Source organism: Candidatus Chloroploca mongolica, assembly GCF_004762035.2.
In the GTDB taxonomy this organism is placed as follows: domain Bacteria; phylum Chloroflexota; class Chloroflexia; order Chloroflexales; family Chloroflexaceae; genus Chloroploca; species Chloroploca mongolica.
The window spans coordinates 179,078-191,334 of sequence record NZ_SIJK02000001.1 but is presented as its reverse complement, the minus strand read 5'-3'; the positions used below and the strand labels follow the sequence as shown (position 1 = coordinate 191,334).

Genomic DNA, 12,257 nt, shown 5'->3' with positions numbered 1-12,257 from the left:
AACACAACGATATCGTAGGGCCGAAGCACGCGCCCACCCATACGTGGGGTGACAGCACAGGTACGGGGCGCGTGCTTCGGCCTTACGGCCATGGGACGGGCGCGACGGCGGGGCACGACGATGGGCACGGGACGGGCGCGGGGCACGACGATGGACACGGGACGCGACGACACGGCGGTGGGCACGGCGGTGGCACAGCACCGCCGTGCCCGTACAGGAGAAGCATTATGGAAAAGCATATGCATTTACGTCTTAATCAGCCAGCAGTGATTAGTGAGATCGTTGATGGCGAGGCGATTGTGGTCAATCTCGAAAGTGGTGCGTACTATAGTATGCGCGCCACTGCCGGGGTGATCTGGGCGGCCCTGCTTCACGGCAAGGATGCGCAGGCAATTGCCACCCTGCTCGGTGAGGTCTACGCGGTGCCGGTAGCGGCGGTTGCACATGAGGTAGATGCCTTCATTGATCAATTGCTTGCTGAGCAACTGGTTGTTCCCGCCGCGAACCCGCCTGAGGCTATGCCCCCTTTATCGATTGATCTCCCACCTGATGAAACCTTCACTCCTCCTCTGCTTGAGAAGTATACCGATATGGCCGATCTGCTCTTGCTTGACCCGATCCATGAAGTTGATGCGGAAACTGGTTGGCCACAACCTGCGCCAAAGCGTCATTGACGGTGAGGAAACCCTATCGTGCAACCTACCTTGAATCCGCGTGCGACCTGGCCCGCCTGGTTGGTTCCGCAAGAGGATGATCGCCACGTTTTGGCATCGCTGGAAACAATGACGCCCGTGGCCTGGTCGGCATTGATCGCGGCGGCGGCGCGGCATAATCTGGTTGGCATGCTGGTCTGGCGGCTCAAGCAGTCTCCCCTGGCGGATGTTGTGCCCGCGCATGTGCGGGCAGAGGTGAGCCGGATCCAGCGTATGGCTGCGGTGCGGGGTCTTATCCATCAGGCTGAGTTGCATCGGGTGTTGCGTGCCCTCGGCGCGGTCGGGGTGCAACCGGTCGTCTACAAAGGGGCTCTGGTGGCGCATACGCTCTACCCCGAGCCCAGTTGTCGCCCGATGGGGGATATTGATCTCTGGATCACTGACGATGAGGTCCCCCTTGCGTGGCAAGCAATGGAGGGGCTGGGCTATCAGCAGCGCTCGAAGTCGCGGCGTCCGTTGGCGTTGCAACGCGAGCGCGATGGCGAGATCCAGTTTTATAGCGATGCGCCAGGACACGGGCTGATCGAGTTGCACTGGGGCGTCTTTGCGGGCGAGTGGTTGCGCTGGGCCTCGTCGGTCGATCGGGCGAGTGTGCGCGAGCGGATTGAGCCGATCACCCTGGTGGGGCACCCGGTCTATCGGCTTGCCAACGAAGATGCGCTGATCCAGCTTGCGGTGCATGCCGTGATCAATCATCAACTCTCGGGCAATGCGCTGCGCTCGCTGCTTGATGTGGCCTTGCTGGCGCGGCAGGGGATCGATTGGGACGTGCTTGCGCAGCGTACACGAGCGTGGGGTTTGGCAACAACGGTTGGCCTTGTCTGTATGCTCGTCGCGGAGATCTACCATGTTCCCGAGATCTTGCCCGGGCTGGCCTTGCTCCCGCTTTCGGTACGGCACCAACGGCTGATTACCCATTTTACCGACGCGCAGCGCATCCTGGAAGGCTACGATCTCTCGGCCTCGCCGCAGCGGCTGCTTTTTCAACTGGCGTTGATCGACCGCCCAGGTGACACCCTCCGCCTGTTGCGTGGGGCACTCTGGCCTGAGACTGGCTGGCTCAGCAGGCGTTATGGGTCGAGTGATCTGCGGACGCGGTTGCAGCATACGCTTGGGGTGTTGCAGGGGAAAGTGTAGGTAAGCGGGGGAACCGGGTTCCCCCGCACCCCGCCGCGAGGGAACGGGTAGCAATACGGGGGAACCCGGTTCCCCCGCACCCCGCCGCGAAAGAAGACGGGCACGGGGAAAGTGTAGGCAGATGAGCGCAATGGCTGGCGATTATTTGATCCAACTGGAAGCGGCGTTTGCGAAGGCGTGGGCATCTGTGGATGGGCAGGTGCGCTCGGTGCAGGTACAAGGGGTTGCCTTTGAACTGCGCATGGCTGGCGCAGCACTCGAGGGGGTTGTGCTGCCAGCGCTGGCCCATTTGCTGGGGGAGCCTGGCGCACCGGCTGAAGGTGAAGCGATGAGCTTTCATCTGTGGGACGGGGCAACCACGGGGGTGCGCCCGCCAGCGCCTCCCTTTGCTCCCACGGATTATCGGCGTTATGGGCAACGTGCGGTGCTGTATGCCGGGACGCTTGCATTGATGCATGCGCCGACGTCAGGGCAACTCTTTGCGTATGATCGCAGCACGCGCCAGGGTTTCTGGTGGGTTGATGAGGCTGCGCAGCTTTCGATTTACGAACGCGCTGCGCCACTCCAGACCCTGTTCCACTGGGCACTGGCCGAAACGGGCTGGCAGGTCATCCATGCAGCGGCGCTTGGCACTGATGAGGGTGGCGTCTTGCTGATTGGCAACTCGGGGGCGGGCAAGTCCTCGACGGCCCTGAGCTGTCTGGCCTATCCAGCGTTGCGCCTGTTGAGCGATGATAAATGCCTGGTGCGGGTGGAACCTGAGCCGCGGGCGGCAATGCTCTTCAATTCGGCCAAGCTCAAAGTTGATATGCTCGACCGGCTGAGCTACCTGCGCCCGCTGCTTGACAGGTGGGACGATGTCTACAAGGCGAGCAAAGGGCTCGCCTTTTTGTATCCGACCTACGCTGCGCAGATGGTGGCCTCATTCCCGATCAAGGCATTGCTCTTGCCCGAGGTGACGCACCGCGCCGAGGCCAGGCTTCGGCCGGCGGCCCCAGGCGAGCTCTTTCGTCAGCTAGGCCCCAGCACGGTGATCTGGTTGCCCGGGGCTGAAGCAGAGAGCTATCGGCTGAGTGCCGAACTAACCCGACGTTTGCCCTGTTATCACCTGGAACTGGCGAGCGACCCAGGGAAGAATGTCGCGGCGATTGCGGCGTTGCTGGCGGAACATCAAGATGCCTTGATAGATAGAGCCAATAGGTAAACGATGAGTATGCACCGACACCGTGGCCCGCCTGTACAGGATCAGCGTCTGAAGCGGTTGCTTAGCGTGCGCAGTCAACTGCGGCAGTTGCGCTATGTGCCCCAAGCGTTGCGCCTCGTCTGGCAAGCGGCGCGGGGTTGGACCCTCGCTTCGACGGTGTTGCTGGTGATCCAGGGCGTGCTGCCGGTGGTGACGGTCTATCTGACGCGTGAACTCGTCAATGGGCTGGTCGCAGTCGTAGAGCGTGGCGGCACGTCTGAGGCGATCCAGGCGGTGGTGCCAATCTTTGTGCTGATGGGGTTGGTGCTGGTGACCGGGGAATTGCTGGGCAGTGTGCAGGAGTATGTGCGCATGCTGCTGGCCCAGCGTACCCGCGATTATATGAATAACCTGATCCACAGCAAAGCGATCACCCTCGATCTCCATTTCTACGAGTCGCCGACCTACTATGACCAGTTGCAACGGGCAAGCGTGGATGCGATTGATCGTCCGCTGGCCCTGCTGGAGAACCTGAATGGCCTGTTGCAGCACACGATCACCCTGGTTGCGATGGGCGGCGTGCTCTTCATCTTTGCATGGTGGATGCCGCTCGTTCTGCTGGCCGGTACATTGCCGGCGCTCTGGGTGGCGTTGCGGTCGACCTGGATCTTTCATCGCTGGCGACAAAAGAATACGATGCATCAACGCCGGCTGGTCTATTTCCAGCGAGTAGTGACGCTGGTGAATGCGGCGATGGAGTTGCGCATCTTTGGCCTGGGCGATTATTTCAAGCAGTCGTACGATCAACTGAGTCGCCAATTGCACGCAGAGCGGCTCGGGCTTGCGCGTCAACAGATGCTGGCCCAGATCGGAGCGGCACTGGTTGGGCTAGTAGCCCTGGCAGGAGGGCTCGGCTGGATGGGCTTGCAGACGATGCGCGGGCGCTTTAACCTGGGCGACCTAGCGATGTTCTGGCAAGCCATGAACCAGGGTCTCCGTCTGATGCGCAGCTTGCTCACCGGGGTCGGCGACATCTATCGCAACCTGCTCTTCCTGGAGGATCTCTTCACCTTTCTCGAACTCGAGCCCCAGATCGTCGATCCGGCGGTACCAACGACGCTGGCCCCGGGTTTAGGTGAAGGCATTCGGATGGAAGAGGTGACCTTTCGCTATGAGGATAGCGAGCGGAACGCGCTGGAGAAGTTCAATCTGACGATCCCGGCGGGTCAGATTGTGGCGATTGTGGGGGAGAACGGGGCGGGCAAGAGCACCTTGATCAAATTGCTCTGCCGTTTCTATGATCCGCAGGAGGGCCGGATTACCTGGGATGGCGTTAACCTACGCGAACTCGCCCAGGACGAGCTACGCCGACGGATCAGCGTGCTTTTTCAACAGCCGTTCCCGTACCACGACAGCGCGGGCGACAATATCCGTTTTGGTGACATGGGGAGCGAGCCCACGCAGGCGGCGATCGAGGCGGCAGCGCACGCTGGCGGGGCCGCCGAGATCATTGACAAGCTACCCGAGGGGTACGCAACGATCCTGGGGCGCTGGTTTGGGTACACCGAATTGAGCATCGGCGAATGGCAGCGCCTTGCGTTGGCGCGGGCCTTTGTGCGCCAGGCCGACCTGGTGATCCTTGATGAGCCAACGAGCGCAATGGATAGCTGGGCCGAGCATGCGTGGATGACGCGGTTCCGCGATTTGATTGCCGGACGTACCGCATTGATCATCACGCATCGTTTTACCACCGCGATGCAAGCCGACATCATCCATGTGATGGTTGGCGGGCGGGTGATCGAATCGGGAACCCACAGCGAGCTTGTGGCGCTGGGGGGGCATTATGCGAGCTCGTGGAACATGCAGATGCGGGAGGTGTCGGCGGAGGGGTTTTGACGCAAAGGCGCAAAGGCGCAGAGGATTTTTGACGCAAAGGCGCAAAGGCGCAGAGGGTTGAATGAAGCATATGGAACTTTGCGCCTTTGCGTCTTTGCGTCAATCCGCGTCAACCTTATGTGCAAGGTATTGTTTGTAACACAGCGGCGCGGAGGAGCTCATGACGACGCAACCGGCGGCTGATTTTTGGCACAGCAAGACGGGTTGTTTGACGCAACGGCGCAAAGGCGCTACAGTTTGATCCATCTCCATACGCAGCTTTGCGTCTTTGCGCCGTTGCGTCAACACGAGGCAATCTTTTTTGGCAAGGGATAGAGGCTAGCACCAAGGAAACCTGCCATGCGCTTTTTTAATACTGCCGGGCCCTGCAATCCTGAAGATCACTACATGTTGCCGGCGACCGCACGGCTGCCCGATGTGCAGACGTTGCTTGACCAGAAGGCCTACTTTGTCGTGCATGGCCCGCGCCAGAGCGGTAAGACGACGGCGATGCTTGAACTGGCCCGTCAGGTGACGGCGTCCGGTCGTTATGTAGCCGCACTGGTCTCGATGGAGGTAGGGGCAGCGTTCAACGATGACCCCGGCGCGGCTGAGTTGGCGATCCTCGAAGATTGGCGGGCCGCGCTGGTCTGGCAGTTGCCGACAGAGTTGCAGCCACCACCCTGGCCTGACGCAGAGGCCGGTGGGCGGCTCGGTGCGGCGCTCACCGCCTGGTGCATGGCGTCCTCCCGGCCCGTCGTATTGTTTGTTGACGAGATTGATGCCCTCCAGGATGCGGCGCTAATTTCAGCGTTGCGCCAACTGCGGGCTGGCTTTCAGCGGCGGCCTGAGGCCTTCCCCTGGGCATTGGCCCTGATCGGTCTACGCGACGTGCGTGATTACAAGGTCGCATCCGGTGGCAGTGAGCGACTGCACACCGCCAGTCCCTTCAACGTCAAAGTCGAGTCGCTAACCCTGCGCAACTTCACCGCGCCAGAGGTGGCGGAACTCTACGCTCAGTACACCGCCGACACCGGCCAGGTTTTCACACCGGAGGCGCTGCGGCTGGCCTTCGACCTGACCCAGGGGCAGCCATGGTTGGTGAACGCCCTAGTGCGCCAGGCGGTGCAGGTGGTCGTCCCTGACCTGGCCCAACCGGTGGATGTGGCGGAGATCAATCAGGCCAAGGAGTTGCTGATCCAGCGCCAGGACACGCACCTCGACAGCCTGGCCGAGCGGCTGCGCGAGCCACGCGTGCGTCACGTCATCGAACCGCTACTGGCCGGGCGTGCATTGGCTGACGTGCCCGCAGACGACCGGCAGTTTGTCCTTGACCTGGGGTTGGTGCGTCGCGATCCGGCCGGCGGGTTGGTCATCGCCAACCCGATCTACCGTGAGGTAATCCCACGTGTCTTAGCCAGCGGCCCCCAAGACTCCCTGCCGCACATCCGTCCCACCTGGCTGCGGCCCGACGGCGGTCTTGACCCGGACAAACTGCTGGAAGCATTTCTCGCCTTCTGGCGCCAGCATGGGCAGCCGCTGCTGGGTAGCGCGCATTATCACGAGATCGCCCCGCACCTGGTGTTGATGGCCTTCCTGCACCGGGTCGTCAACGGCGGCGGCACCCTCGAGCGCGAATACGCCATCGGCAGCGGACGCATGGATCTCTGCCTGCGCTATGGGGATGTCACGCTGGGCCTCGAACTGAAAGTCTGGCGCGACGGCGAGCGCGATCCGCTGGAGCAAGGCTTGGCCCAACTAGACACCTATCTGAACGGTCTCGGGCTCGCAACGGGCTGGCTCGTCATCTTCGACCGGCGTCGCGACCAGCCGCGGATCAGCGAGCGTACCCACCACACCATGGCGGTCAGTCCCGCCGGGCGGACAGTGACCGTGATACGGGCGTGAGGCTTGTGCCGCTGAATGAGGCCGGTTTTTTTGACGCAAAGGCGCAAAGGCGCAGAGGGTTTTAACGCAGAGGCGCAAAGGCGCAGAGGCGCAGAGGGTTGAATGAAGCATGCGCAGCTTTGCGCCTTTGCGCCTTTGCGTCAATCTTATGTGTAACACAGCGGCGCGGAGGAGCTATGACAACGCAACCGGCGGCTGATTTTTGGCACGGCAAGACGGTGATTGTCACCGGGGGCGCGGGGTTTCTGGGGTGTGCGGTGGTGGCAGCGCTGCGAGGGCGCGGGGTGGCCGAGGCGCAGATCGTTGTTCCGCGGCGCGCTCAGTATGATCTGCGCCGCTGGGAGGCGATCCAGGCGCTGCTGGCTGAGACCTGCGCGACACAGGCGGCGGATCCATCCCAGGTGCTGCTCATCCATCTGGCAGGCAATGTTGGCGGCATCGGCTACAACCTCGAACGGCCAGGTGAACTGCTCTACGACAACCTGATCATGGGCACGCAGTTGATCGAGGCGGCGCGGCAATGGGCGATCGACAAATGTGTCATTGTCGGCACGGTCTGCGCGTATCCAAAGGTGACGCCGGTGCCCTTTCGGGAAGAGGATTTGTGGAACGGGTATCCCGAAGAGAGCAACGCCCCGTATGGGCTTGCCAAAAAGATGCTGCTGGTGCAGGCGCAAGCCTACCGACAACAGTACGGCCTCAATGCGATCTACCTGCTGCCCGTCAACCTCTACGGCCCTGGCGACAACGTTGACCCGACCTCTTCGCACGTCATCCCGGCGCTGATCCGACGTTTTGTCGAGGCGCGTACAACGGGGCAGCCCGAGGTCACGCTGTGGGGCGACGGCAGCGCAACCCGCGAATTTCTCTATGTGGCCGACGCCGCCGAGGGCATCCTGCTGGCGGCTGAGCACTACAACGAAGCGGAACCGGTCAATCTGGGGAGCGGGCAAGAAATTGCGATCCGCGAACTCGCCACCCTCCTGGCCCGCCTGACGGGCTACGAAGGCCGCATCGTCTGGGACACCGCGCGCCCCAATGGGCAACCCCGCCGCTGCCTAGAGACCTCGCGGGCCGAGCGGCTATTTGGCTTCCGGGCGCAGACCAGCTTTGCCGAGGGGCTGGCGGAGACGGTCAGGTGGTATGAGCAAGGGTGAGATGCCACATTGCTTTGTCAGGGAGCCAACCCGATCTACCGCGAGATCCTGCTGCAGGAGTTGACTTCTTGACCGACAGCATCAACACCAGGAGACGGGTCGAACGGGAGGATGGCCTGGGCCGACGGCGGACGGACTTGCTCGTGCTCTGGCCGTTTGGGGGCGAAGTATTGCACAAGTCGCTGGACGCCACCCTGATGAAGGGTTTGGCGCAGACGTGGGAATACGCCGACCGCTGCACCGCAGAGCGGCGCACCTGGTGGTCTTCGACTGGCGCACGGGACGGACGCGGGCGGAGCAGTAGGATGGGTTGGCGATCATGGTGTGGGGAATGTAAATATGATGGTTTTCAATGCTCTTGTTGTAGCGCTGCGGGCGCGGGCAGCACGATCTTCCAAGCGCGCCGCCCATTTCATCTCTTTGCTGCGCCAATACATGCGATGGTTTGGCCGGCGTGAAGGGCTGCGTGTTTTTGTCGCTTCGCTGTTGAACCCTCGGGGTGAGGTGACCGTCCATCCCCGTCAGCTTCGTGCGCCCCTCACCTTGCGCCTGGGGACATCAGATTTTCGGATCTACGGCCAGGTTATCGCGCGGGAAGAGTATACTTTACCTTTGAGCCGCCCACCCGGGGTGATCATTGATGCGGGCGCCAATATTGGCTTGACGGCGATCTATTATGCCAATCGATACCCGGCGGCGCGCATTTTGGCCCTGGAACCAGAAGCCTCCAATTTCAGCCAGCTACGCAAAAATGTCGCCGCTTATCCCCAGATCATCCCTCTCCAGGCGGCGCTGTGGGATACACCCATTATACTGGCGTTAGCTAACCCGGCCAAAAGTTCTGGGATCTATGGCGCTTTTTGCGTTCAACCTCTCGAAGCGGATGGCCGTTTCCCGGTTGTTGGACAGGTGAATTCTGTTACCGTGCCCCAACTGTTGGCCGATTACAACCTTGATGTTGTGGATCTGTTGAAAGTGGACATCGAAGGCGCAGAAAGGGAGGTGTTTGCCTCGCCGACAGCGTGGATTGAACGCGTCGGAGTCATCATCATCGAATTACATGATCGTTATGTGCGGGGCTGCGCCTTGAATTTCTACACCGCGACACACGGCTTTGAGTGTGAATGTCATTCCGGAGAGCACGTTATTGTAGCCCGCCCGGGTTTGATAGAAAATGCACCCTGGCGATCGCAAAGGTTTTCGAGATGAATGCTGAAACTGATACAACACATGTTGGCCGGGTCGCCATCCTGATCGTCAATGGCGGCGAGACACCCAGGGACGACCGCTGGATACGTCTGTGCCTGGATCGAATCGCCAGGTACACCGACTATCCGGATTATCATATTTATCTTTGGAACAACCGGCTTGGCGCGCCGACATTGGAAGTGTGGCTCCTGGCGCAGCCCCGCTTGACCTTGCTGTCGGCCGCCGCTTATGAGCGGCTGCATCACCTGCACCGGACGCCTCTACAGCGGCTCTATCACCTGGCCAGAGAAGAAGGGGCGATGTATGTCGTTACCCTGGACAGCGATGCCCACCCCCTATGTTCCGGTTGGCTGACCATTTTACTGGCCGCGTTGGAGGCGGGATCAGCCCTGGCCGGGGTCTGGCGTGACGAGATGGTTCCGGCGATCCGTCCCCATGTTCACCCCAGTTGTCTCTGTACAACCGTGGATTTCATCGAGCGCTACCAACTCCGCCTTGACTTCGATAACACCCACAGCCTAGAACGTACCGACACCCTGTCCCATTTCACCTGGGTAGCCGAGGCCCAGGGCTTGCCTATCCATAAGGTAACACGGAGCAATCAGCGAGCGTTCCACTACTGGATGGGCGGCATCTATGGCAACCTGATCTATCATCACGCGGCTGCTAGCCGGAGCACCGTCGTCTTTCACAACAGCGCCAAGGGACAGGCGCAAAGCGATCAGCATCGGCAGTTGCGGGATGCAGCCGCAGAAATTCTGTTCAACCAGTACGACGCCTATATGGATTGGCTGCAGGGGCGGGCAGTTGAGAGCACTTTTGAACAAAAGATGCGGCAATTGATGGAACGGGCGGAAGGTACTCGCAGCCTTGCCTGGTGGTTGCGGCGGGTGCGTTCAGGACATCTGCACGCAGACGTGCGGCAGCGAATCAAGAAACGGCTCCAAGCTGCAGCAAAACGACATCGGCTCATCGCCAAAGTTGTACAAAGGGGGAGGAAGCTGACGCGTTCCGTGAATCCCAACCGCAAAGTGGACGAAGTACCTCCATGTAAAACTTTGGCGCACTCCTTCGGCCCGCAGAATCTTTACCCTGCGACAGCGCACGGCTGGAAGGTGCGGCCTCCCGATTTTGTGGGCATCGGCGCACCTAAAAGTGGCACTACTTGGTGGTTTTCGCTCTTAACAGAACACCCCCAGGTTGTCCCCCATCGGGTTCATCTGGACAACCGGTACAACAAGGAGACGTACTACTTTTTACACTTTCAGTATCACAACATGAGTGCCGAGGCGTTGAACCTTTATCGCAGCGCTTTTTCTACACCACCGGGCACAATCTGTGGTGAGTTCTCCGTTCTGTATCTTCTCTATCCCACCCTATTGGAACATCTTGCTATCGCAGCACCAGAGACCAAGATCCTGGTAGTCCTACGTAATCCAATTGATCGCTTTATCTCCCACTGGAATCACCTGATGAGCAACCGGGGGAAAATGTTGTTTGGAACATTGAGTCCACAGCAACGCTATAGCTACAACACTTTTTCGCTGTATACAGAAGCCATGCTCCATAGTTTCTATGGCCTCGGGCTGTCCAGGCTGTTTGAGTATTTCGACCGCGAACAGGTGCTGGTGCTGCAATTCGAGCAGATGGTGCAATCGCCTGAAACAGAGTTGGCCTGCACCTACCGGTTTCTGGATATAGATGACCGCTTTCATCCCAAAACGTATCACCAACCTGTCAACCAGGGCAGCTACCTCGTTCCCAAACCAGATGCCGATGAGCGGGCGCGGCTGGCTGCGTATCTCAAAGCGGATGTGCAACGGGTCGTCGCGCTCTGCCCGGAGATCGATCTCAACCTTTGGCCGGATTTTATCGGGATAGAGGGAAATTGAGAACAGGGCGCACAGCGTTGCCGAGAAATTGCAGCCAGTGTGCCCCATCTACATCTTGTTTATGAACGCGACCTGGCATCGCCTGATTTCTGGCCCCAACGGAGGTGTTCCAACACAACACCGAGGAAGCCGAACATGAAGGTCATCACTCTTCGTGAGAAGTTTCTGGCAGGCCTTATTATCGTCGGATGGAATTTGTTGCAGCTTGCAAGACGGCTGGCTACCAAATCTGCAAAAATCTTACGGCGTACCTGAAATGCCTCACTGCACTGGTGTTGCGCTTCTGGCCGGTACAGCCAGGGACGGGGCCTCATGATGCGCCTCAGGTCGGACGATCAGCTTTGTGATACAATTCCGTCACATTCCGAGGATGAAAACATCAGGAAAGGGTATCGATGTCTATGACCCAAGTCGTCTATAAATTTAACGCGCCTCGCATGATCCATGAGACTATTGAAAAAGAAACGGTGGTGATTGACACCGAAACTGGCATTTATTTCAGTATCACCGGTAGCGGCTATCTGATCATGCAGATGCTGGATCAGGGCGCACATATCGCAGATCTGGCCGCACAGGTAGCAGCCACGTTCGGCATCGACGCGGCTTTGCTGCGCCCACACGTCGAGGACTTTGTGGCGCAACTCCTGACCGAAGAGATGATCGTACCGACCGAGGAGGCTCCCGGCGCAGTTGCTGCGCTTGTTTTTGCTGACGGCGAGGGCTATGTACCACCGGTGCTGGAAAAGTTTACCGATATGAACGACCTGTTGCTGATGGATCCCATTCACGACGTGAGCGATGAAGGCTGGCCGCGTCGTGCTTGAGCAACCGGAAGCACAAGGGGGCGTTGGACTCACGACCCCTGTTGTTCTGATCATCTTTAATCGCCCCGAACTTGTGCAACAGGTGTGGCAGGTGCTCCGCGCGGTGCGCCCGAGCCGTCTCTTTATCATTGCCGACGGCCCGCGTCTCGATCACCCGGAAGATGCGGCGCTTTGTGCCGCATGCCGCGCCATCGTTGAACAGGTGGATTGGCCCTGTTAGGTCGAGCGCGAGTATGCCGAACGCAATCTCGGCTGCGACCCACGGATTGCCAGCGGGATCACATGGGTTTTTACTCAGGTCGAAGAAGCGATTATTCTGGAAGATGATATCCTGCCCGATCCTTCGTTCTTTCCCTTCT

10 protein-coding genes are annotated in these 12,257 nt (G+C 59.9%); all 10 read left to right on the top strand.

Annotated elements, in window-relative coordinates; all coding sequences use genetic code 11:
• Window positions 1–239 precede the first annotated feature (239 nt).
• The 10 genes from EYB53_RS00905 to EYB53_RS00860 all read left to right on the top strand — a co-directional run bounded on the left by EYB53_RS00905 (window position 240) and on the right by EYB53_RS00860 (window position 12,118).
• Complete coding sequence (locus tag EYB53_RS00905) at window positions 240–674, top strand: PqqD family protein (protein WP_167857184.1); 435 nt, start codon at window positions 240–242, stop codon at window positions 672–674.
• Window positions 675–692: 18 nt separating this feature from the next.
• The gene (locus tag EYB53_RS00900) at window positions 693–1,850 is read left to right on the top strand and encodes a nucleotidyltransferase domain-containing protein (protein ID WP_135475756.1); all 1,158 of its coding nucleotides are present in this window, start codon (window positions 693–695) and stop codon (window positions 1,848–1,850) included.
• 121 nt (window positions 1,851–1,971) lie between these two features.
• Window positions 1,972–3,054: a hypothetical protein gene (locus tag EYB53_RS00895; protein WP_135475754.1), complete on the top strand. Its 1,083-nt coding sequence runs from the start codon at window positions 1,972–1,974 to the stop codon at window positions 3,052–3,054.
• Between the two features lie 3 nt (window positions 3,055–3,057).
• The gene (locus EYB53_RS00890) at window positions 3,058–4,929 is read left to right on the top strand and encodes an ABC transporter ATP-binding protein (protein ID WP_205712548.1); all 1,872 of its coding nucleotides are present in this window, start codon (window positions 3,058–3,060) and stop codon (window positions 4,927–4,929) included.
• A 339-nt stretch (window positions 4,930–5,268) separates the two neighbouring features.
• Window positions 5,269–6,816: an ATP-binding protein gene (locus tag EYB53_RS00885; protein WP_135475752.1), complete on the top strand. Its 1,548-nt coding sequence runs from the start codon at window positions 5,269–5,271 to the stop codon at window positions 6,814–6,816.
• A gap of 176 nt (window positions 6,817–6,992) precedes the next feature.
• The gene (locus EYB53_RS00880; RefSeq protein WP_135475749.1) at window positions 6,993–7,973 is read left to right on the top strand and encodes a GDP-L-fucose synthase family protein; all 981 of its coding nucleotides are present in this window, start codon (window positions 6,993–6,995) and stop codon (window positions 7,971–7,973) included.
• 339 nt (window positions 7,974–8,312) lie between these two features.
• Entirely contained in the window at window positions 8,313–9,182 is an 870-nt protein-coding gene (locus tag EYB53_RS00875) for an FkbM family methyltransferase (protein WP_135475747.1), read from the top strand.
• Window positions 9,179–11,074, top strand: a complete 1,896-nt coding sequence (locus EYB53_RS00870) for a sulfotransferase family protein (RefSeq protein WP_167857183.1) — start codon at window positions 9,179–9,181, stop codon at window positions 11,072–11,074. Before EYB53_RS00875 ends, EYB53_RS00870 begins: the two co-directional genes overlap by 4 nt.
• A gap of 401 nt (window positions 11,075–11,475) precedes the next feature.
• Window positions 11,476–11,898 carry a PqqD family protein gene (locus EYB53_RS00865; RefSeq protein ID WP_167857182.1) on the top strand — a complete coding sequence of 141 codons (423 nt, stop codon included), beginning with the start codon at window positions 11,476–11,478 and terminating at the stop codon, window positions 11,896–11,898.
• Complete coding sequence (locus EYB53_RS00860; RefSeq protein WP_135475741.1) at window positions 11,873–12,118, top strand: hypothetical protein; 246 nt, start codon at window positions 11,873–11,875, stop codon at window positions 12,116–12,118. The genes EYB53_RS00865 and EYB53_RS00860 overlap by 26 nt, the downstream gene beginning before the upstream one ends.
• The last annotated feature ends 139 nt before the right edge of the window (window positions 12,119–12,257 follow it).